Origin of the sequence: Picosynechococcus sp. PCC 7117, from assembly GCF_001693275.1 — a bacterium.
Taxonomy (GTDB): domain Bacteria; phylum Cyanobacteriota; class Cyanobacteriia; order Cyanobacteriales; family MRBY01; genus MRBY01.
The window spans coordinates 2490575-2513355 of sequence record NZ_CP016477.1; the positions used below are offsets into that span (position 1 = coordinate 2490575).

17 protein-coding genes are annotated in these 22781 nt (G+C 52.3%); 13 read left to right on the forward strand and 4 right to left on the reverse strand.

Annotation, left to right across the window (positions count from 1 at the left end):
* Nucleotides 1-205: 205 nt before the first annotated feature.
* Nucleotides 206-4840 carry a glutamate synthase large subunit gene (gene gltB, locus AWQ22_RS12030; RefSeq protein ID WP_065711237.1) on the forward strand — a complete coding sequence of 1545 codons (4635 nt, stop codon included), beginning with the start codon at nucleotides 206-208 and terminating at the stop codon, nucleotides 4838-4840.
* A 169-nt stretch (nucleotides 4841-5009) separates the two neighbouring features.
* Here the strand turns inward: gltB and trmFO are convergent, their stop codons facing one another.
* Both trmFO and AWQ22_RS12040 read right to left on the reverse strand, forming a co-directional pair.
* Nucleotides 5010-6380, reverse strand: a complete 1371-nt coding sequence (trmFO, locus tag AWQ22_RS12035; RefSeq protein ID WP_065711238.1) for an FADH(2)-oxidizing methylenetetrahydrofolate--tRNA-(uracil(54)-C(5))-methyltransferase TrmFO — start codon at nucleotides 6378-6380, stop codon at nucleotides 5010-5012.
* A 130-nt stretch (nucleotides 6381-6510) separates the two neighbouring features.
* On the reverse strand, nucleotides 6511-6849 hold the full coding sequence (locus AWQ22_RS12040; protein WP_030006887.1) for a DUF1830 domain-containing protein: 339 nt from the start codon (nucleotides 6847-6849) through the stop codon (nucleotides 6511-6513).
* 465 nt (nucleotides 6850-7314) lie between these two features.
* On the opposite strand from AWQ22_RS12040, the gene AWQ22_RS12045 reads away from it, so the two are divergent.
* From AWQ22_RS12045 to pheA, 9 genes are all read left to right on the forward strand, one after another.
* Nucleotides 7315-7968, forward strand: coding sequence for a 1-acyl-sn-glycerol-3-phosphate acyltransferase (locus AWQ22_RS12045; RefSeq protein ID WP_065711239.1), 654 nt, complete (start codon nucleotides 7315-7317; stop codon nucleotides 7966-7968).
* Between the two features lie 227 nt (nucleotides 7969-8195).
* On the forward strand, nucleotides 8196-9101 hold the full coding sequence (locus AWQ22_RS12050) for an MBL fold metallo-hydrolase (protein WP_065711240.1): 906 nt from the start codon (nucleotides 8196-8198) through the stop codon (nucleotides 9099-9101).
* A 41-nt stretch (nucleotides 9102-9142) separates the two neighbouring features.
* Nucleotides 9143-10138 carry a bifunctional riboflavin kinase/FAD synthetase gene (locus tag AWQ22_RS12055; protein WP_012307994.1) on the forward strand — a complete coding sequence of 332 codons (996 nt, stop codon included), beginning with the start codon at nucleotides 9143-9145 and terminating at the stop codon, nucleotides 10136-10138.
* Nucleotides 10119-11063 carry a MoxR family ATPase gene (locus AWQ22_RS12060; RefSeq protein WP_065711241.1) on the forward strand — a complete coding sequence of 315 codons (945 nt, stop codon included), beginning with the start codon at nucleotides 10119-10121 and terminating at the stop codon, nucleotides 11061-11063. Before AWQ22_RS12055 ends, AWQ22_RS12060 begins: the two co-directional genes overlap by 20 nt.
* 58 nt (nucleotides 11064-11121) lie before the next feature.
* On the forward strand, nucleotides 11122-11667 hold the full coding sequence (locus AWQ22_RS12065) for a DUF2854 domain-containing protein (RefSeq protein WP_030006889.1): 546 nt from the start codon (nucleotides 11122-11124) through the stop codon (nucleotides 11665-11667).
* A 148-nt stretch (nucleotides 11668-11815) separates the two neighbouring features.
* Nucleotides 11816-12079 (forward strand): photosystem I reaction center subunit PsaK, encoded by a 264-nt coding sequence (gene psaK, locus AWQ22_RS12070; RefSeq protein WP_065711242.1) that lies wholly within the window; start codon nucleotides 11816-11818, stop codon nucleotides 12077-12079.
* A 249-nt stretch (nucleotides 12080-12328) separates the two neighbouring features.
* Entirely contained in the window at nucleotides 12329-13549 is a 1221-nt protein-coding gene (locus AWQ22_RS12075; RefSeq protein ID WP_030006890.1) for a M20 family metallopeptidase, read from the forward strand.
* Between the two features lie 30 nt (nucleotides 13550-13579).
* A complete protein-coding gene (locus tag AWQ22_RS12080; RefSeq protein WP_030006891.1) occupies nucleotides 13580-13867 on the forward strand; it encodes a hypothetical protein in 288 nt (95 codons plus the stop codon).
* A gap of 42 nt (nucleotides 13868-13909) precedes the next feature.
* Nucleotides 13910-14788, forward strand: coding sequence for a prephenate dehydratase (gene pheA / locus AWQ22_RS12085; RefSeq protein WP_065711243.1), 879 nt, complete (start codon nucleotides 13910-13912; stop codon nucleotides 14786-14788).
* Between the two features lie 50 nt (nucleotides 14789-14838).
* On the opposite strand, the gene cphA is transcribed toward pheA, so the two are convergent.
* Together cphA and AWQ22_RS12095 are read right to left on the reverse strand one after the other, a co-directional pair.
* Entirely contained in the window at nucleotides 14839-17532 is a 2694-nt protein-coding gene (gene cphA / locus AWQ22_RS12090; RefSeq protein WP_065711244.1) for a cyanophycin synthetase, read from the reverse strand.
* A gap of 205 nt (nucleotides 17533-17737) precedes the next feature.
* On the reverse strand, nucleotides 17738-18577 hold the full coding sequence (locus AWQ22_RS12095) for a cyanophycinase (RefSeq protein ID WP_012308002.1): 840 nt from the start codon (nucleotides 18575-18577) through the stop codon (nucleotides 17738-17740).
* Nucleotides 18578-18809: 232 nt separating this feature from the next.
* Between AWQ22_RS12095 and trmD the strand changes: the two genes are divergently transcribed.
* The 3 genes from trmD (at nucleotide 18810) to AWQ22_RS12110 (ending at nucleotide 22739) form a co-directional block, all read left to right on the forward strand.
* The gene (gene trmD, locus AWQ22_RS12100; RefSeq protein WP_030006894.1) at nucleotides 18810-19520 is read left to right on the forward strand and encodes a tRNA (guanosine(37)-N1)-methyltransferase TrmD; all 711 of its coding nucleotides are present in this window, start codon (nucleotides 18810-18812) and stop codon (nucleotides 19518-19520) included.
* A gap of 2 nt (nucleotides 19521-19522) precedes the next feature.
* Complete coding sequence (locus tag AWQ22_RS12105; protein ID WP_232321367.1) at nucleotides 19523-20314, forward strand: hypothetical protein; 792 nt, start codon at nucleotides 19523-19525, stop codon at nucleotides 20312-20314.
* A 73-nt stretch (nucleotides 20315-20387) separates the two neighbouring features.
* Entirely contained in the window at nucleotides 20388-22739 is a 2352-nt protein-coding gene (locus AWQ22_RS12110) for an HD family phosphohydrolase (RefSeq protein WP_065711246.1), read from the forward strand.
* Nucleotides 22740-22781 lie beyond the last annotated feature (42 nt).

The following is a 22781-nucleotide window of genomic DNA, read 5'->3' on the forward strand; positions in this document are numbered from 1 at the left end:
TGATCAGCAGTGGATAGAGATCATCGTCCCCAAAACTTGACGTCCGACAAAATATCGCTATTCTAAATAAGCCCAACGGAGATTTCTAGTCAAGCATTTCCAGTGGGTTCGTGTAGAGGCCAGTCGTCCCCAAAAATACGTCCCCTCCCCACAGCACACCAGGTTTTTTCTACCCTAAAATTCCTAACCTATGGACCGAGACATAATGAACCATCAAGGCACCTTCTCCCAAAACAATCATCAAGAAACAACAAACTACTACACCGGTCCCCGTTGGCTTGTGGAAGAACGGGATGCCTGTGGTGTTGGCTTTTTGGCCTATAAAGATGGTCGCAAAACCCATAAATTAATTGAACAAACCCTGACGGCCCTCGGCTGCATGGAGCACCGGGGTGGTTGTACCGCCGACCGTGAATCCGGTGATGGTGCAGGGGTGATGACGGCGTTGCCCCACGAATTATTTGCTGAATGGTTCCAAGCGGAAGGGATTACCCAGCCAGCCCCCGAAACCTACGGCGTTGGGATGGTGTTCCTCCCCCAGGCTGAAGCAGAATGTGCAGCGGCAAAAGCGTTAGTTGAAGATGTGCTAACCCGTCGTCAATTTAAAATTTTAGGGTGGCGGGATGTACCTGTGGCCCCAGAAACCCTAGGTATTCAGGCGCGGGAAAACCAACCCCAGATGAAGCAGGTGTTTGTGGTCTCGGAACAGGGGTTAACTGGCGATGAACTGGATAAAGCCCTTTATATTGCCCGCTCGGAAATTGGGAAGCACCTCACTGATGTTTTCTATGTGTGTACTTTGTCCTGTCGCACTATCGTTTATAAGGGCATGGTACAGTCAGAAGTCTTGGGTAAGTTCTACAAGGATTTAACCAACCCGCTGTATAAGAGTGAATTTGCGGTTTACCACCGTCGCTTTAGCACGAATACCATGCCTAAATGGCCTCTGGCGCACCCGATGCGTTTGTTGGGTCACAACGGGGAAATCAATACACTCATCGGGAATATCAACTGGATGAAGGCCCGGGAAAATATCCTCGAAATTCCCGGTTGGGACAAGGATGATATTGAAGCCCTCCACCCGATTGTCAATACCGATAATAGTGATTCTTTCAATTTAGACAGTGCGATGGAGCTGTTGGTTCGGGCTGGGCGATCGCCCATGGAAGCGGCGATGATCCTCGTGCCAGAAGCCTATCAAAATCAACCCAGCCTCAAAGAACACCCGGAAATCACCGATTTTTATGACTACTACGCGGGTATGCAAGAACCCTGGGATGGCCCGGCCCTCCTCGTATTCAGTGACGGTAAAACTGTCGGTGCAACCCTAGACCGGAATGGTTTACGCCCGGCCCGCTATTGCATCACCAAGGACGGCTATATTCTTGTGTCTTCGGAAGCGGGGGTTGTGGATGTCCTCGACGAAGATATTGTGGAAAAAGGTCGCCTCGGCCCTGGCCAGATGGTCGCCGTTGATTTCCAAACCCAAGAACTCCTCAAAAACTGGGAAATCAAACAGCGGGTTGCTGAATCCCAACCCTATGGCACCTGGCTCAAGGAAAATCGTCAAGTCCTCGAATCCCAAGATTTCGTTGGCGATCGCCAGCAAAACGAAACCGATCTGCTCCGGCTCCAAACGGCCTTTGGCTACACCGCCGAAGACGTCGAGATGATCATCAATGCCATGGCGGAGATGGGCAAAGAACCGACCTTCTGCATGGGCGATGACATTCCCCTGGCGGTACTGTCCGACAAGCCCCGTCTGCTCTACGACTACTTTAAGCAACGCTTTGCCCAGGTCACCAACCCTCCCATCGACCCCCTGCGGGAAAGTCTGGTCATGTCCTTGAATATGTACCTCGGCGAACGGGGTAATCTCTTGGATTGCGGCACTAAAGATGCCAAGGTGCTCAAACTGAATAGCCCCGTCCTCAACGAAGCAGAACTGCAACGGGTCCGGGATAGCCAACTGGGGGCCACGACCCTGGCAACGACCTATGCGATCGCCAATGGCCCCGATGGTCTCCGGGGTGCCCTCACAAGCCTCTGTGCAGCGGCGGAAGCTGCCGTTCGGGCTGGCAATAAAATTATTATCCTGAGCGATCGCACCGACGGCACCGTCGATCAAGACCACAGTTTTATTCCACCTCTCTTGGCAGTGGGGGCAGTGCATCACCACCTCATCAGCGTTGGCCTCCGCTTGAGTGCCTCCATTGTGGTCGATACCGCCCAATGTTGGAGTACCCATCACTTTGCCTGTCTCGTGGGTTATGGAGCCTCTGCCGTTTGTCCTTACCTCGCCTTAGAAGCCGTCCGTCACTGGTGGCATATTCCCCGGGTCCAGAAGCAAATGGCCGCCGAGCAAATTCCGGCCATGACCATCGAAAAAGCCCAGGACAACTATCGCCATGCCATTGAAGCGGGGCTACTAAAAATTCTGTCCAAGATGGGGATCTCCCTGCTTCAGTCCTACCATGGTGCCCAAATCTTTGAAGCGATTGGCCTCGGCATGGAAGTGATTAATGTCGCCTTCAAGGGCACCACGTCCCGGGTGGGTGGCATGACCCTCGCCGACCTATCCCAGGAAGGGATTGCGTTCCATAGTCGTGCTTTCCCTGAACTTTCCGGCAGTAAACTGGCCAATTATGGCTTTGTGAATTACCGCAAGGGGGGTGAATATCACATGAATTCCCCTGAAATGACCAAGGCCCTCCATAAGGCGGTGGCAGCTTACAACGACGATCAGCAAGAAGCCTTTGATCACTACGGCAACTATCAGGATTATCTAGAAAATCGCCCGGCGACGGCACTCCGGGATTTACTTGATTTCAAGAGCGATCGCCAAGCCATTGACCTTAGTGAAGTCGAGTCCGTAGAAAGTATCGTCAAACGCTTCTGCACCGGTGGGATGTCTTTAGGTTCTCTTTCCCGGGAAGCCCACGAAACCTTGGCGATCGCCATGAACCGCCTCGGTGCCAAATCCAACTCCGGCGAAGGGGGCGAAGATCCCGTGCGCTTTAAGATCCTTGATGATGTGAATGCGAGCGGTGATTCCCCGACCTTGCCCCACCTCCACGGCTTGCGCAATGGCGACACCGCCAACTCTGCCATCAAACAAATTGCCTCCGGCCGCTTTGGGGTAACTCCTGAGTATTTGATGAGTGGTCGTCAGCTAGAGATCAAGATGGCCCAAGGGGCGAAACCTGGCGAAGGGGGACAACTACCCGGCAAAAAAGTCAGTGAATACATCGCCATGCTGCGAAATTCTAAGCCCGGTGTGACCCTCATTTCCCCGCCCCCCCACCACGATATTTACTCCATCGAGGATCTCGCCCAGCTGATTTACGATCTCCACCAGATCAATCCTGCCGCGAAGGTTTCCGTAAAGCTGGTTGCCGAAATTGGCATTGGAACCATTGCCGCTGGGGTTGCGAAGGCTAATGCCGATGTCATTATGGTTTCTGGCCATGACGGTGGTACTGGTGCCTCGCCCCTCAGTTCCATTAAGCACGCAGGTTGCCCCTGGGAATTGGGTGTGACCGAAGTGCACAAGACCCTCATGGATAATCAATTGCGCGATCGCGTCATCCTCCGGGCCGATGGTGGTCTAAAAACCGGCTGGGATGTGATCATGGCTGCACTCATGGGAGCCGAAGAGTACGGTTTTGGTTCCATTGCGATGATTGCCGAAGGCTGCATCATGGCGCGGGTTTGCCACACTAACCAATGTCCCGTTGGGGTCGCAACCCAACAACAACGCCTCCGCGATCGCTTTAAGGGCATTCCTGAGCACGTGGTTAATTTCTTCTACTTCATCGCCGAAGAAATTCGTGCCATCTTGGCCAAACTCGGCTACCGGAGTCTCAATGAGATTATTGGCCGCGCCGATTTGCTCAAGCCCCGTGAAAACGTCAAGCTCACGAAGACCAGTGGTCTCGTCCTAGATTGCCTGACCAACCTGCCCGATGTCCGCGACAATCGCGATTGGCTGAATCACGGTGATGTGCACAGTAATGGCCCTGTCCTAGACGATGAGATTTTGGCAAATGCGGCGGTCCAACAGGCCATCCGTGAACAAGGCTCCCTGAGTCAAGAGCTCAAGATCATCAACACTGATCGCTCCGTCGGTGCCCGGGTTTCCGGTTTTATCGCCAAGCAGTACGGCAATGAAGGTTTTGAGGGAGAACTCAAATTCAACTTTAAAGGCTCTGCTGGTCAAAGTTTTGGAGCCTTTAATCTCTTGGGAATGACCATGCACCTCGAAGGGGAAGCCAACGACTACGTGGGTAAAGGGATGAATGGCGGTGAAATTATCATCGTTCCCCCAACCCAGTCCCAATATGCAGCGGCAGATAACGTAATCATCGGCAATACCTGTCTCTACGGGGCGACTGGGGGCACCCTCTATGCGAATGGTCGTGCGGGCGAACGTTTTGCGGTGCGGAATTCAAAAGGTAAAGCCGTTGTTGAAGGTACTGGCGACCACTGTTGCGAATACATGACCGGTGGCGTAATTGTGGTGCTAGGTGATGTGGGTCGTAATGTGGGCGCAGGGATGACTGGTGGCCTCACCTACATTCTCGATGAACACAACACTCTCCCCGAAAAGATGAATACAGAGATTGTGAACATTCAACGGGTCGGTACCGCAGCAGGGGAAAAACAATTGAAGGATCTGATCACAGCCCACGCCGAGAAAACCGGTAGCCCGAAAGCCAAGGCAATTCTTGCAAATTGGGCTAGCTATTTACCCCAGTTCTGGCAAGTGGTTCCTCCTTCTGAGGCTGATAGCCCTGAAGCCAATGTTAATGCGGCGGCAAAGCAACTCACTTCTGTTTAATGTGAATTATGTGAATTACGCCTAATTAACCCGTAAATCTCCCGGTAATCATCGGGGGATTTTTTTTGGCGATCGCCTACCCTTCCATCTACAAAAAAAGCGCACCATCAAAGTACGCTTGCTGAGTCAAAAATCTTGGTGAACCTGGGGGACGGACGTTACGACATTATTAGACCAAGGCGGCTGGACGACAAGATTCTTCCCGCCATTGCTCCAGGTCAGTGAGGGAGCGATCGCGATAAACGCCATACCGTTCTTTCTTGCTCCGTACGCGCTCTGCTAGGGGCGGAATAATCCCAAAATTGGGGGGCATCGGTTGAAAATGCTTGGGAGAAGCACTATGGATAAACTCGAAGAGAGCGCCCATCATGGTGGTTTCCGGCAAGGTCAAAGGTGTTAATCCTTGGGCTAACCGCGCGGCATTGGTTCCGGCGAGCCATCCCCCTGCTGCGGCTGCTGTATAACCTTCGGTGCCAATCAACTGGCCAGCGGCGAGGAGGGTCGGGCGTTTTTTAAATTGCAGCGTTGCTTCGAGCAACTCAGGGGAATTTAAAAACGTATTGCGGTGCATCACGCCCATGCGGACAAATTCAGCATTTTCTAACCCAGGGATCATCCGGAACACCCGCTTTTGTTCGCCCCAACGAAGATTGGTTTGGAAACCCACCATATTCCAGAGTTGACCTTGTTTATCTTCCTGGCGCAATTGCACCACTGCATAGGGACGTTTGCCTTTATTTTCGGGGGCGCGAAAATCTCCAAGGCGGGCATCAAAAAGACCCACAGGTTTTAGGGGGCCAAAACGCATGGTATCTTCACCACGGCGAGCTAATTCTTCGATGGGAAGACAGCCTTCAAAAAATTTCGCGGTCTCCAGTTCAAAATCTTTCAATTCTGCTTGCTCTGCTTCACAAAGGGCAGCCCGAAACGCCTGGTACTGGGCTGGATCCATCGGGCAATTGAGATAGGCAGCTTCTCCCTTGTCGTAGCGAGAGGCGAGAAAGGCAATGTCTTGGTTGATGCTTTCACCAACAATAATCGGACTGGCGGCATCAAAGAAGCTCATATATTCCAAGCCCGTGAATTGTTGCAGTTCTGTGGCGAGGGCAGCGGTGGTCAGAGGCCCAGTCGCTAAAACGGTAATTCCTTCGCTGGGGATTTGGTCTAGGGGTTCCCGGCGAAAGGTGACGAGGGGATGTTCGGCAAGCTTTTGGGTGAGATCTTGACTAAAAACGCCCCGGTCAACGGCTAAGGCTCCCCCCGCAGGAACCCGGTGTTGGTCGGCGGTGCTGATGATCACGGATTGGAGGCGACGAAGTTCCTCGTGAAGCAATCCGGCGGCGCGATCGCTGGAGGCCGCCCCAAAAGAATTACTACAAACCAATTCAGCGAGGTCGGCGGTATGGTGGGCTGGACTTTTTTGGACGGGGCGCATTTCATAGAGAGTGACCGGAACCCCGGCTTGGGCAATTTGCCAGGCGGCTTCTGTGCCAGCGAGGCCACCACCAATTACAGTTACAGAAGGCAGGGTCTTAGTCATGGGCGGTCAAGGTCAAATAGAGTTAGGAGCGGTATTCTATCTTACATTTTGGCTTTGGGGTTTAACGATGGGGGAAGACAAAATAAAACCACCCCGGAGGATGGCTCGTGGCAAAAATTTAAGGAAAAACTTAGGGGGCGATCGCCACCGGTCTAGCCGCAGGAATATCTTGATTTACCGGGGCCGGCTCTGGTTCATCTGTTTCCGAGCCAGTTTCTTGCATTGCCAGACGATAGCAGGGGATCGTGTCCGATAAAATAGCACTCGCCATCATCCCCGTATGAATTTCTAAGATCGCCTGGGGGAGGGCTTCAAACATTAGCCGTTGCCCGGGAAAAACAACCCGCTCAAAATACCAATCTTCAACATTTGTAATACGCGCAACTTGAATTTGACTGGTTGCATTTACATAGCAGCAAAGTAGAGCTTTGTTGTCATCATTTGGGATGGGATCAAGAATTTGAGCCATGGGATTCCTGGGTAAATATTTAAATAGTCTTTTATATCTCTCGATGATAAGCTAACACCGATTGATCCCCAATGGTTGTAACGTCTACTACAAAGACATAAGCTAAGCAAAATAGTTCTTCTTGAAAGTTTGATATTTCTTTATCTATTCGCATTTTGGCAAGATGTTTTCCGAATTTTTCTTTTGTAATTTAAGTAACAATTTTTGATATAAAACCTTATTCTTAAAAGTGTTTCTGGATCCCCAAAAGAATCTTAAGAAAAAATTAAGTTCTTTAAGCTACAAAATAACGCTTGGGGCCACGACGAAAGCCAATGGGCAAAACTCGACAAATCATCAGGAATTCCATCACCACAGGTCACGAAGGTGAAAATTCTCTGAATTCGTCCCGAGAGTCTAGGTATCGATCCGGCGATCGCGGTAATATCGACTGATCAAATCCGTTGTTTCGCCGCTTGTTTCACCATGCCTGAGTTAGAATCTCCCCGCGCCAGGGAACCTTTGAGTAGCCTGATTCTTTACCGTGCCTTTAAGTGGGGCTTTGTGAACCCGGTGTTTCGGACGTATTTTCGGGGCCGGGTGTATGGGATTGAGCATGTGCCCAGGGAGGGGCCATTTATCGCGGTGAGTAACCATGCCAGTAACTTTGACCCACCGATTTTATCCAATTGCCTCTGTCGTCCGGTGGCTTTTATGGCGAAGGAAGAATTATTTCAGGTGCCAATTCTCAAGCAGGCGATCACTCTCTATGGCGCTTACCCAGTGAAGCGGGGAGCTGGGGATCGGGGGGCGATCCGCGCGGCGATCAAAGCCCTCGAACAAGGTTGGGGCGTAGGTATTTTTCTCCAGGGCACTCGGACTCCAGACGGTACGATCACCGATCCTAAACCTGGTGCAGCCCTCATTGCGGCGAAAGCCCAGGTTCCCCTATTACCCATTAGTCTTTGGGGCACTGAGAAAATTTTAGTCAAGGGAAAGAAAATGCCCCAATCGGTACCCTTAACCGTGCGCATTGGTGAGGCGATCGCCCCGCCCCCGGCCGTGAAAAAAGAATCCCTGAACCAAGTAACCCAAACCTGTACCGAGGTTATTAATCAACTGCACCACCTAGGTCGTTGATCTGGTGATCCAAATCACGCTACGTAAGTGATGCAAACCCCCTAAATCGATGGCAGGGTTTGTTAGTCTAACGGTAGCTATTCTTACTATCTTGCTTGTTTTACCAATAGAAATGCTGGTCGCATCGAAGCTCTAGGGCAGTCTTAGCATCGCCAAAAACCAACGATCTCAGGCAAGACCCCCTTCCCACGTCAATTCATTTAATATTTACGTAATATTTACGAGCCATGGCCCAGGCCCAGACGGAATTTAAGATCAAGTTTTGGGGGGTGCGTGGCAGTATTCCTTGCCCCGGGCGAGAAACCGTCCGCTACGGGGGCAACACCTCCTGTGTAGAGATGTGCGCGGGAAATCAACGCCTAATCTTTGATGGCGGTACGGGACTGCGCCTGCTGGGTGAAGCGTTGGTCGCTGAATCGGTACCGATTGCTGCCCATTTATTTTTCTCCCACTCCCATTGGGATCACATCCAGGGGTTTCCTTTTTTTACGCCCGCTTTTCAGCCACAAAATCGTTTCAATATCTATGGCGTCACTGCGGACGACGAGATCCCGATTCAAAAACGGCTCCATGACCAAATGCTCCATCCCAACTTTCCGGTGCCTCTCCAGGTGATGCGGGCGGAGCTAAACTTTGTTGCCTTAGCCCTGGGGGAAACGGTGTCCCTCGGAGAAGTACGAGTCACCAATGGGCCTTTGAATCATCCCGGTGGCGCGGTGGGCTATCGGGTCGATTGGCAAGGTTTGGGGGTCGCCTACATCACAGACACGGAACATTACGGCGATCGCCTCGATGATCAAGTGCTACGGCTCGCCCAGGGAGCCGATGTCCTCATCATGGATGCGACCTACACGGACGAGGAATATCATGATCCGCGCCATAGCAAAGTGGGCTGGGGCCATAGTACCTGGCAAGAGGCGGTGAAGGTGGCCCAGGCCGCCAACGTTAAGCAATTAATTTTGTTTCACCATGATCCAAGCCATGGTGATGATTTCCTCGATGGCGTCCAAGCAGCGGCCCAGGCTATTTTTCCCCGAACGGCGATCGCCCAAGAAGGAAAGACCATTATTTTGCAAGCCTCCGGAGAAGGAAATCCTGGGCTGCCTGGGTCGGCCCAAGCACTATCCGTCTGATATCGGTATAAAATACGGTCAAATGTTTCGGACTGTAAAGCGTGCGGGTAATCTCATCAACAACTGAAGCGTTAACACCCACTTGCATTGCCCTGGGCAATTTTGACGGGGTTCACCGGGGACACCAGCGGGTCATTGCCCCGGCGGTTACCCAAGCAAGGGCGCTGTCCCAAGGGGTTGTGGTAGGCGATCGCCTTTCAAATTCTCCTAAAATCCACGCCACCGTTGTCACCTTTGACCCCCACCCCCGGGAGTTTTTCTCTGGGAACCCCCAACATCTCCTCACGCCCCTCCCAGAAAAACAAGCCTTTCTAGCGCAGTTTGGGATCGAACAATTGGTATTGCTCCCCTTCGACCGGGAACTCGCGGCCCTCTCTCCCCAGGAGTTTGTCGCTGAAATCCTCGTCAAACAGTTACAAACCCAGTCCATTAGTGTCGGGAGTGATTTTTCCTTTGGTCGGGGGCGGAGTGGCAGTGCCACTGATCTCCAGGCGATCGCCAAAAGCTTTGGGATTGATGTTCATATCACGCCCCTGTGCCGGGAAGCCGAAACAAGAATTAGCAGTTCTGCCATTCGCGAAGCCCTGGCGACGGGACAAATTCAATACGCAAATCAACTGCTCGGTCGTCCCTATTCCCTCCAAGGCACCGTAACCCATGGTCAAAAATTAGGCCGTCAAATCGGTTTTCCCACCGCCAATCTCCAGGGAGAAGCGACGAAATTTTTACCGAAATACGGAGTCTATGCGGTGCAAGTCACCAGCGATGTTTTGCCCACCGCCCAATGGGGCATACTAAACATTGGGTGTCGCCCCACGGTCACAACCACTGCCCTGCCGACGGTGGAAGTGCACCTCTTGGATTATCACCAGGATCTCTATGGGGCCAACTTGAAGGTTGATCTCCTCCATTACCTGCGTCCAGAACAAAAATTTGCCTCCCTCCAGGCCCTCCAAAATCAAATTCACCAGGATGGCGATCGCGCCCGTACCCTGCTCACCACCACCTCCAATCAGCATGAAAGAACGCATTCGTGACCTCACCGATAACCTCTCGAAAACCATCGTCGGTAAAGAGGATGCCATTCGTCTTGTCCTTGTGGCGATGTTAAGTGGCGGCCATGTGCTCCTCGAAGACGTCCCCGGCGTTGGCAAGACCCTTTTAGCAAAATCCCTCGCCCGTTCCGTCAATGGACGCTTTCAGCGGATTCAATGCACCCCCGATCTCTTGCCCAGTGACATTACAGGCACCAATATTTGGAATCCCAGTAGCCGCGAATTTGAATTTTTATCCGGCCCTGTGTTTGCCAATGTCCTCCTCGCCGACGAAATTAATCGGGCCACCCCCCGTACCCAGTCCGCACTCCTCGAAGTAATGGAAGAGCAACAGGTGACCGTCGATGGTGAAGCCCGTAAAGTACCTAAACCTTTCTTCGTGATTGCGACCCAGAACCCCATCGAATATCAGGGCACCTTTCCGCTCCCAGAAGCCCAGATGGATCGTTTTATTCTTTCGCTTACCCTCGGCTATCCTGGCTTTTCTGAGGAGGTAGATATGCTCCAACTCCACCAATCCCGCATTGCCCCAGAGGAACTCAAGCCCTGTATTTCTCTAGAGGAGATGCGTGAACTCCAAGGTCTTGTGAATCAAATCCACGTCGAAAAATCGATCCAGGAATATATCGTCAAAATTGTCCAAAAATCCCGTAATTACGAAGGGATTATTCTGGGGGTGAGTCCCCGGGGCACGGTGGCTCTCCAACGGGCGGCCCAGGCCTATGCGTTCTTGGCGGATCGAGATTTCATTACGACCGATGACATCAAATACCTTGCACCGTTTGTTTTAGCCCATCGGGTGATTGTCACTGGTGGCAAAGGCGCGAAGGACGTGATCAAGACTTTGGTGGCGACAATTACTGACCCTTCCACGCCCAATAGTGATTACAGTTTGCCGACGACCTAAAATCACCATGTTAAGATTAGTAACGTTTTGTGTTTTTTAGGATTAATGGGGCAACTGGATGTTCGGCAAAATTTCCCTGGGTAGTGTGGGTTTAGTGGTGGGAGGTATTCTCTCGGTGGTGGGTTTCGCGGCCTATGGCTTTGGTAATGCCACCTTAAATTTGGCGGGGATGTTCTACGGCATCCCGATTCTTTTGGGCGGGTTGGCCCTCAAGGCAGCGGAAATTAAACCGATCGCCTACAGCAAAGCGCTTTCACCGGAATTAGAAGCACTGCGGGACAGCCAAGCAACGGCAACTCAACAGCAAATCAGAAAAGATGTGACCCGGTATCGCTATGGTCAAGATTGTCATTTAGATGATGCCCTAGAACGCTTAGGATTAAGCCCGACGGACGAGGAACGGCCTCTATTACACCACATCCGCGAGGAATCCCGGGAAGGACGCTATGCGTTGGTACTGGAATTTAAGTCGCCGTTATTTTCCCTAGAAGATTGGCAGACCCGCCAGGAGAAAATTGAACGGTTTTTTGGCCCCAACGTGACGGCGGCGATCGCCCAACCCACAGAAGATGAAATTGAACTGGCATTGATTCGTGCTGAGTAGCCGATGGGGACGATCCATTTATAAAACTTTACGATGTTGCTAAGTATTGCAAAGGAAATAAAGCAAAGGCTCAGCTTTGGGCAAAACTAGGGACAATTACGCTAAAAAATCCAAAATTTATTTAATCGTTATTTAGGAGTCAAGATTTATGTCCCTTGCCCTTACCCTTGCCGCTGCTGTGCCCACCACCATGGCCTGGAGCCCCAAAGTCGCCGTTGTGATGGTGATCTGCAATGTTTTGGCGATCGCCATTGGGAAAGCCACCATTAAGCACCCCTCCGAAGGCCCCGAATTGCCGATGCCTGATATGTTCGGTGGTATGGGTCTCCCTGCGCTCTTAGCAACCACGAGTTTCGGACATATCCTCGGTGTTGGGGTGATCCTCGGCCTAGGTAGCATGGGTGCCATCTAAGAAACCTGTGTTTGCTGGTTTGATTTGAGCTTGTCATTATTTAAAATTCGTCGTTTTGTCTTTTGTTTTGGAGAAGGTTGTTGGATCCCCGGAGTTTTTCTGGGGATTTTTGTTGTGGGGTGGTTTTAAAAAATCCAGAGGCGATCGCCGTTAGTGAGCAACAACTCCGAACAACGCCAGCAAATTAGCTGTTTTAAAATAAAAGGCTAAACCTCCATTGCAACTGCCAGTCCAAAGTTGACCGCCCCTATGCTCGCCGAAATTAAAAGCCTTGCCGAAACCTTAGCGCCCCGTTTAATTGAAATCCGTCGCCATATCCATGCCCACCCTGAACTGAGCGGCGAGGAGCAACAGACAGCGGCCTATGTGTCTGGGGTTTTGTCTTCCTGCGGCATTGCGGTACAGGAGTCCGTGGGAAAAACAGGGGTGGTTGGTAACCTCCGGGGCCAAGGCACCGATCCGCGCACCCTAGGGATCCGCGTCGATATGGATGCGCTGCCGATCCAAGAATGTACAAAATTAGATTACGCTTCTACCCGCATGGGAGTGATGCACGCCTGCGGCCATGATGTACACACAACGGTGGGTCTGGGAGCAGCGATGGTCTTGGCCCAACTTCCGGAGGCGATCGCCGGTAATATTCGTTTTTTATTTCAGCCCGCCGAAGAAATTGCCCAGGGGGCGAAATGGATGGTTGATGACGGTGCCTTGGTGGGGATCGATGGGGTGATTGGCTTACACGTTTTCCCGACCATTCCCGCTAAAAACATTGGGATTCGCTATGGTGCCCTGACGGCTGCCGCCGATGATTTAGAAATTTTTATCTACGGTGAATCGGGCCATGGGGCGCGACCCCACCAAGCCATTGATGCGATTTGGATTGCTGCCCAGGTGGTCACGGCCCTACAACAGTCGATCAGCCGCACCCAAAATCCCCTGCGACCCATCGTCCTCACCATTGGCAAAATTAACGGGGGCCGGGCCGCCAATGTCATCGCCGATGAAGTACACATGACTGGCACCGTGCGATCGCTCCACCCAGAAACCCATGCGGATTTACCCCAATGGATTGAAAATATTGTCGCCAACATCTGCAATACCTACGGCGCGAAATATAAGGTCAACTACCAGCGGGGGGTGCCTTCGGTGCAAAATGATCCCGGTTTGACGAAAATCCTTGAACAGGCGAGTCGGGAAGCCCTAGGCGATCGCCATGTAGAAATTTTGCCGGAGCCTTCCCTGGGGGCCGAAGATTTTTCTATGTACCTCGAAAATCTCCCCGGGACGATGTTTCGCTTGGGGGTCGGCCACCAAAACCGCTTGAACTATCCCCTGCACCACCCCCTCTTTGACATTGATGAAAGCGCAATTCTGACAGGGGTCGTTACCCTCGCCTACACGGCCCACAAATATTTCCAAGCCACAGCCCCGGCCCCAAGCCACCAATCTCTGGAAAACATCCCACAATAGAGGGGATTATTTTTCGAGGTAACAGCAGCTATGGCTTTTCCCCAACGCGATCTCCGTCAAATCCACCGCCGCCTTGTGCCGATTATGGTCGCGCCTCTGTTGATTACGGTGTTGACGGGATCCCTGTTTCAAGTGGCTTCTTTGACGGGCAATACGGCGGATTTTTATTGGTTACTAGAGCTCCACCGGGGACATTTTGGCCCTGTGAATTTAGAGGTGATCTATCCTTTTCTCAATGCCCTGGGCTTGCTTTTGCTCCTGGCCAGTGGGGCGATGATCTGGTGGACGACGCGACCACGGCAGCGGCAACGCCCTTAAAAATTGGTAGGATTGGAAACATTCGCAGATTGATCGTCGGGTATGACCATAAAAATTGCTCACCTTGGGCCAGCGGGCACCAACGCCGAAGCAGCGGCACAGACCTATCAAGGATGGTTGCAGCGGGAACAATCGCCGGCTGTGGATCTAGTACCCTGCCAAAGCATTGCCCAGAGTTTGTATGCCCTCGCCCACGATGAGGTGCAGTTAGCGGTGATCCCGGTGGAAAATTCGATTCAAGGGTCGGTGGCGATCGCCTTAGATTTGGTCTGGGAATTGCACCCTTTATCCATCTGCCATCAAATTATTCTCCCCATCCACCATGCCCTAATTTCCTTCGCCCCAGACTTTAGCGAGATCAAAGAAGTCCGCTCCCACCCCCAGGCCTTGGCCCAATGTCAACGGTGGCTGGAAAAACATCTGCCCCATGCGGCCCTCATTGAAGCGAATTCAACCACGGCGGTCTTGGGTAGCCTCAAGGACAATCCTCACCTAGGGGCGATCGCCGCGCCCCGGGCAGCACATCTTTACCACTTACCCATCGTGGTGGATGCCATTGGTGATTTTCCGCAAAATTGCACCCGGTTTTGGGTTTTAGGGAAGAACGTCCAAACGGCTGGGGATGTGATTTCCCTTGCCTTTACCCTGCCCGCAAAAATTCCTGGGGTTCTCGTGAGTGCCCTAGAGGTCTTTGCCCGCCGCAAAATTAACCTCAGCCGCATTGAATCGCGTCCCACGAAACGCTCCCTGGGGGAATATTTATTTTTTGTCGATCTCGATGGTTGTCTCACAAATCCCGATGTTCAGGCAGCCCTGACGGAACTCCAGACCCACACAGAAATTTTAAAAATCCTCGGCAACTACCGCACGATTCCTTTAGTTTCCCTGGGGGCGATGCCCGCCCCTGATTTTCAGGCGTAGGATGCTCGTTTTTTGTTTGAAAAATAGGTGAATTACGGACAAACGACCCCTTAACTAGCGATGGAGGGAGAATTCACCGGAGCTTCGGAAGAGACAGTCGCCGTCCCATTCAGACCAGGGTTAGTTTGGCTAGGTAGGCGCTGCTCAATCATGGCGATCGCCCTGGTCACACTTTCGGGGAAAATCACCACCAAAGCCTCCTGGGGCGCTTCATCGAGGGCAACATTCAAGGCCCGTTGTTCATCAAGAATGGTTTCGTATTGGCAATTGGGATTTTCTTCTTGAATCCCCTGGCGGATTAAATCTGCCACTTCCCCTGCGTGGCGGCCCCGTTTGTCATCGTCTTCTTTAACGATAATTCGGTCAAAAACCGCAGCGGCAATGCGCCCCAACAAAATTAAATCCTCATCGCGGCGATCGCCAGGGCCACCCACCACCCCGATTCGTTCGCCGGGCCAGTTTTTCACAAAGGCACCCACGGCCTCATAGCCCGCCGGATTATGGGCATAGTCCACCAGCGCATGGTGTGTTCCCAAATCAAAAAGATTCATCCGCCCTGGGGTCTGGGCTGCCGAAGGCTTAAAGGTGCGTAACCCCTGGCGAATATGTTCAATATCAACGCCCTGGGCAAAGGCGGCCAAACAAGCAGCGAGGGCATTGGCGATCATAAACGGAGCCATGCCCCCCATTGTCACTGGCGCGTGCTTCACATGCTCCACTTGTAGCTTCCATTCTCCTTCTAACAACGTCAGATAACCATTGTCATAAACCGCCGCCAGTCCACCCCGTCGTATGTGCTCTAAAACCAAGGGATTATCCGGCTGCATCGAAAAATAAGTGACCTTACCTCGCACCTTTTCGGCCATGGCGGCAACGAGGGGATCATCCGCATTCAGAACCGCATAGCCATCGGGACTAACTGTTTCAGCAATCACGCCCTTGACCTGGGCCATTTGTTCAATGGTATTGATATCCCCTAGACCTAGGTGATCTGCTGCGACATTAAGGACGACTCCTACATCACAGCGATCAAAGGCTAAACCAGCCCGTAAAATACCGCCCCGGGCTGATTCCAGGACGGCCACTTCCACCGTTGGGTCTTGGAGAATCATCGCCGCACTTTGGGGGCCAGTATTATCACCCTTTTGGGCGAGATAGTCACCGATGTAAACCCCATCTGTGCTGGTATAGCCCACGATTTTTCCTGTTTGGCGATAGATATGGGCCGTTAAACGGGTAGTGGTAGTTTTGCCATTGGTTCCCGTCAGGGCAATGATGGGAATCCGGCTGGGGGCACCATCAGGATAGAGCATATCCAGTGCTGGGGCCGCCACATTTCGGGGTAAACCACGGCTTGGCGCCACGTGCATCCGAAAACCAGGAGCCGCATTGACCTCCACAATCACCCCATCGGTATCGGGGAGAGGCTGAGTAATGTCTTCAGTAACCACATCAATCCCGGCAATATCCAAGCCAATAATTTTGGCCACCCGCTCAAAGAGCCACACATTGTAGGGGTGGATATCATCGGTACGATCAACGGCAATCCCCCCGGTACTGAGGTTCGCCGTGGCTCGCAAATAGGCAATTTCTCCGTCCTGGAGTACGGTGTCCAGGGATAAGCCTTGGCGATCGAGCACTTTTAGGGCTGTTTGGTCGATGACGATGCGGGTGAGGACATTATCATGGCCGTCGCCCCGATTTGGATCGCGGTTTGTTTCTTCGATGAGGGTTTCAATGGTTGAGTGACCATCCCCGACCACATGGGCTGGTACCCGTTCGGAGACAGCAACGAGCTTACCGTTAATAACCAATACCCGGTGGTCACTGCCTTTGTAGTAACGTTCTACGATGACGGAGCGGGTTTTTGAGGCTTCGCCGGCGAGATCATAGGCGTGTTCTGCGTCGGCCCAGGTTTTGATATCAATGGTAATGCCACGGCCATGGTTGCCATCGAGGGGTTTAATCACAATGGGATAGCCACCGACATCTTCAATGGCATCCTCAAGGTCATCTAAATAGCGAATCACGGTACCACGGGGCACGGGGACACCCGCATCGGCCAAGATATTTTTGGTGCCTTCTTTGTCACAGGCTAATTCAACGGCTAAAATGCCAGATTGGTCGCTGAGGGTGGCTTGCAGTCGTCGCTGATGTAGGCCATAGCCCAGTTGAATCATGGAACGGGCACTGAGCAATGACCAGGGAATCCCACGGGATTCGGCCTCTTTGACGATGGTTTCGGTACTGGGGCCGAGGGCTGAGCTGGCACAGAGATCTGTTAGATCGGCGAGATCCTGCTCTAGTTCTTTGGGAGAATAGCGCCCAGTATCAAGGATGGATTGACAGAGGCGTACGGCGGCCCGTCCAGCATAACGTCCGGCTTGTTCGTAGATATATTCAAAAACGACATTGTAGACACCATGATCACCAGTGGCCCGGGTGCGACCAAACCCAACGGGCATACCCGCTAATTCTTGGAGTTCGAGGGCGACATGTTCCACGATGTGACCCATGAGGGTTCCTTCCCGGACACGGCTTAAAAAACCACCCCGGCAACCGGGGGAGCAGTGGTGTTCGACGAGACTCGGGAGGGTTTCGCTGAGGGCTTCGTAGAATCCGCTAATTTCGTTGGAGGGGATTTCCGCAATTTCTTCGAGATCGAGACGCATGACGATCAACTTTTTGCGTCGAATACTCCAATAATTGGGGCCTCTGAGGGTTAGGGTCTTGAGGATTCTCATAGGTTGGCGTGGTTGAAAGTCTGGTGGGGCTGGGCGCAAATGCCGCTGGGTGGACGATAAGCGGCGTTAGACCAATGCTATCCGCAGCAGTGGCCTGTCAAGGGGAAATGGTGAACTGGAGTATGACATTTGGCGATCGCCCTAGAATTGCTAATTATTCTAGGACAATTTGTTCGTGGATTATTTGTCGGTTAGTGACCATCATTTAAAGGTTTCCGGACATTGGCCGATGGTTTTTGAGGTCGTAGCGATCGCCATGGCAGAGAATATGCAGATGCAAATTATGGAGACTCAGCGGTTCCGATGTATCGACACGGGACTGATTTGTGTGGGTCAAATCCTGGGCATCAACAATGGTGACTGTCCCCCGGCCCAGGACTTCTAAGTACCCTTCCTGTTCAAAGACCGCCGCCGTATCTTCGTCAATGCCGATCCCCAGGCGGTCTGGATGCACGGCGATCGTACTCAGGAGACGCACCATGCGATTGCGGTTATGAAAATGCTGATCAACGATAATTTCTGGAATCATCCCCAGGCCCATGGCCAAATCCACCAGACCCCGGTTGGGAGATTCGCCGCTACTGCCCCCAGCGATCATATGGTGGCCCATCACCGCGGCCCCGGCACTGGTGCCAGCGAGGGTGATTTCACCGCTGTGAATCCGTTGACGGATGCGTTCCATTAATGGCGTATCTGCAAGTAGACCACAAAGGCGAAGCTGGTCGCCGCCCGTCATAAAAACGCCAGTACAATCTTCAACAAATTCTTGGTAATAGCGATCTTCAGCATGGATGCGATCGCGCACGTCCAAGACCTTAACCTTTGCGACGCCCATATCCTCAAAGATCCGTTGGTAGCGATCGCCAATCAGTAACGGTTCGCGGGATGCCGATGGAATAATGGCGATCGCCGCCCCAGTGCCCCCAGACCGTCGGAAAAACGAAGCGAGAATTTCCTTACCATGAACCTTATCTTCCGCTCCCCCAATGACAAGGATGGAACTCTTAAAAGAAGTTTGCTGAGCAAGAGAAGTTTCTGACGGCATTAGTTTAATCTTGAGGACAGGTGAGAGGCGAAATTCCAGATCCGTTTGCACTTGGTGAAGCCACCATGGGGGCCGAGCCATTGACCAGATTCCTGCGGTCTGAACCCTTACCAAAAGAACCAGAGAAATCCAGAAAAATCCCCACAATTATTGCATAGTCCTTGTCATTCTCAAATTAGCTGATTATTCTTTTTTAGGTCAAAAAACCATCACTTTCACTCCCCCTTTTTCTATGGCTTTACATTTCGATCTTGTGACCCTTTTTCCGGATTTTTTTACCTCGCCGCTCCAGTCCGGCCTCCTGGGAAAAGCTTTAGGGAAAGGCATTGCCACCGTTAACTTCACTAACCCCAGGGATTTCACGACCGATAAACACCGGAGCGTTGATGATGAACCCTATGGGGGCGGTGCGGGGATGTTATTAAAACCAGAACCTCTCTTCGCCGCAGTCGAGTCTTTACCCGTGCAACCTAAGCGGGAAGTGATCTTGATGACGCCCCAGGGACAACGGCTCGACCAACAACTTTTGGCGGAATTAACCACCTATGACCAGTTGGTTCTAATCTGCGGCCATTATGAAGGGGTTGATGAGCGGGTGCGGGAGCATTTGGTAACCCGGGAAATTTCCTTGGGCGATTTTGTCTTGACCTGTGGCGAAATTCCGGCGTTAACGTTGCTCAACGGCGTGATTCGCTTACTGCCGGGCACGGTGGGCAAAGAAGCATCCCTGAAAGCCGATAGTTTCCAGGTGCCGCTGTTGGACTATCCGCAATATACGCGCCCCGCTAAGTTTCGGGAGTGGGAAGTACCGGCGGTCTTGCGGTCTGGTAATCACCAAAAAATTGCGGAATGGCGTTTGGCCCAGCAAATCCAACGCACCCAGGCCCGGCGGCCAGATCTGTGGGAAGCGTGGCAGGCTTCCGAGGGGGAGGTTCAGGAATGATTGTGAGTCTTTATCACCGATTATTGGGCATGATGTTGGCGATCGCCAGCCAATTTGAGGGCCATGACACCTCGCCCCTGCTCCTTTCAATGCAGGCCCTGATGAACCAATACAGCGAAACCGGCACACCGGGCAGTTGGCGGCCCCCGTTCACCGAAGAGCCTTTAGAAAATGCGTTGTTGTTGTTGCCACTGTTGGTGTTTTGCCATGAAGATCCCCAGGATTTAGGCGATCGCCTGGGAAAATTTGACCTGCCCCCGGCGCAGTACCCTATGGTGTTGGATTTGGCCGGGGCCTTGAGTGCTTGTTTCCGAGAAAAACTCACCCCTGGGACATTCCGCATCCACATCGCGCAATATTCCCCGGTCGGCACACTACTACCATCCCCCTGGACTCCCCAACAGACCTGGACAAGATTCAGTCGGACGATTCGAGCCGAAAAACAGCTTGATCAGGCAACGCGACAACTTTTGCTAATCTATGGGGCGATCGCCTATGGTCACGGGCGTTGGTCAGAGAGTTTCGCCCTAGTCCGGTCAGAATCGAGTATTATCAGCCTTTGGGTCGCCATTTTTATCGGTGTCCTCCGGGGCGATCGCCATTTACCCCTATGTTTACGGCTACATCATGATTTAGAGGCAATGGAAATCCAAGTCTTACGGTTTTGGAGCCGCTGGTCGGGACTTCCCCCGGAAAATCAGTTACAGTTGGAGCAGGTACCCCTTATTGCAAGTCAGTCCGTTCTCCAATATCGTCCCCAGCTTCAACTTATTTCCCAACGCCACCTTGTTTAGCATCCCGCGATCGATTGCATCTTTCTGCACTGGGTGGACGTCTGAATGAATCGCATCTTTTTTCAATTTGCATATGAATTTTTGGTCTAATTCCAAACAGCATCGGGGCCAAGGGCAATCTCCCACCCGGCGGAAATCGCCTAGTCAACTTTCTGCTTCGGTATTGGCAGTGGTGGCGGTTACATCCTTGACTAGCGTGATTGGCGATCGCTTTTATAACCAGCCGCAACTGGCGGTGGATACCATTGCCCCGAAGACGATCACGGCTCCCAGCGATGGTGAATTTGAGGATACCAAGACCACTGAGGCAAAACGCCAGGAAATTCGCCAGGGCGCAATCCCCAGTTTGAAGCGAGATCCAGAAGTTACGCCAACTATCAAGCAAGACCTTAAAACCCTCCTCGATGACATTAGCCGAGTCCGTACCATTTCTGGCGAATTTCCCTTTCTCGATCCCCAAATTTTATCGATTCCGAGCCAAACAACACTCCGCCAAGCCAGTGCTGCCCAGTGGGAAACAGTATTGGCGATCGCCGATCAACTCGAAATTTCTCCCCTGCCGCCCCTTGATACCCTGCTGCCCACAGATGCAAATTTGGCGACCCCAACCCGGGAACTCTACGCCTATGCCGGGGGAGCTGGCCCTGCGGCAGTGCAAAGGGTGATCACGACGATCATGGTGGCCCGGGAAGGCTATCAACAGGCGATCGCCGAAGCCCAAACCACCTTTAACACCGACCTGTTTCAAACCCACCAAACCTTTTTACTCCGCCTGTCTGACGCAGAATGGGAGCAAGTCCGTAATGATATTCTCCAGGCTGGCGATCGCATTTTGACCCAAGGGATTCCCCCAGGCATTTCCCCAAGCCTCCTCCAAGAAACTATCCAGGTACAACTCGAAAACGATAGATCCGGGCGCGCCTTTGCCATCGACACTTTAAGCCAAACCCTGCGCCCCAACCTGATCGAAGACCGCGAAGAAACCAAACGCCGTTCCGAGCAGGCAGCCCTCGCCGTAGAACCCGTCGTTGTAAGCATTGATTCGGGCGAGGTAATTGTCACCAAGGGAGAGCAAATTAGCCAAGAAGATTTTGTGCTACTCGATGGCTTTGGCCTCAGCGATCGCCAAATTAACTGGTTGGGTCTCGGCGGTTATGCGCTCCTGGTTAGCGGTGGCGTTGCCATAACCATCCTTGTCGTTACCAAAACCAAGAAAAACCTGCGGCGGCGTGATTGGGTGCTGCTGCTGCTCATTAGCCTGAGTACCCCCCTCCTGGGCCTAACGAAATTTCCCTACAACAACAACTTACCAGCCGTCGGATTACTCACCGGTAGCCTCTACCATCCCCACATTGCGATCACCCAAGTGGCCCTCTTATCCGGGATTACGGGCATTAGCAACGAAAACATTAAATGGGATCACCTCATTGCGGCCACCGTCGGCGGAATCATTGCCGCCCAACAGAGCGGTAAACTGCGATCGCGCGAAGAACAAGCCAGCCTTGGCTTCACCATTGGGGCCATGCAAGCTGTCGTCAGCCTCGCCTGGAATCTCATTGCCAGTGCCAGTGCCGAGACCCTCTGGTATGTCCTCTTGCCAGAAGCATTAATTTTTGGCTTCTCTGGCACCGTCTGGATTATTATTGCCCTCGGACTATCCCCCTATCTAGAACGCTTCTTTGAACTGCTAACCCCCATTCGCTTAGCTGAACTTTCCAACCCGAATCGTCCTCTGCTCGCCAAGCTTGCTAAAGAAACCCCTGGAACCTTCCAACACACGCTATTTGTCGCCTCCCTCGCCGAAGCTGCTGGTCGCCAATTAGGCTGTGATGTGGAATTAATCCGCGCCGGAACCCTCTACCATGACATTGGCAAGACCCACGACCCCGAAGGCTTTATTGAAAATCAGCAGGGTGGCCCCAATAAACATGACCAACTCAGTCCCTATGAAAGCGTCGAAATTATTCGCAAGCACGTAACGGAAGGGGAAAAAATGGCCAAAAAACACAAGCTACCCAAGGCAATCCGTGACTTCATCCCAGAACACCAAGGGACGATGCAAATTTCATATTTTTATCACCAGGCCCGTGCCCTTGCCGAAAAAGAAGGCCACCCCCCAGACAGTGTGGATGAACAGTTATTCCGTTATGCTGGCCCGATCCCCCAATCAAGGGAAACAGGGGTGGTAATGCTGGCAGATAGTTGTGAAGCAGCCCTACGTTCCTTGAAAGAAGCGACCCCAGACCAGGCGGCAATTATGGTCAATCGTATATTTCGGGCCCGTTGGCAAGATGGTCAATTAGCTGAATCTGGCATTGCAAAAAATGAGTTGCCGTCCATTGTGGATGTTTTTGTAAAAGTATGGGAGCAGTACAACCATAAGCGTATTGCTTATCCCCAGGCCGTATTGGAGTCTCGCCGTTAACCCCAGGACAGAAATTGTTAAGATCTGTAAATAAGTACTCTA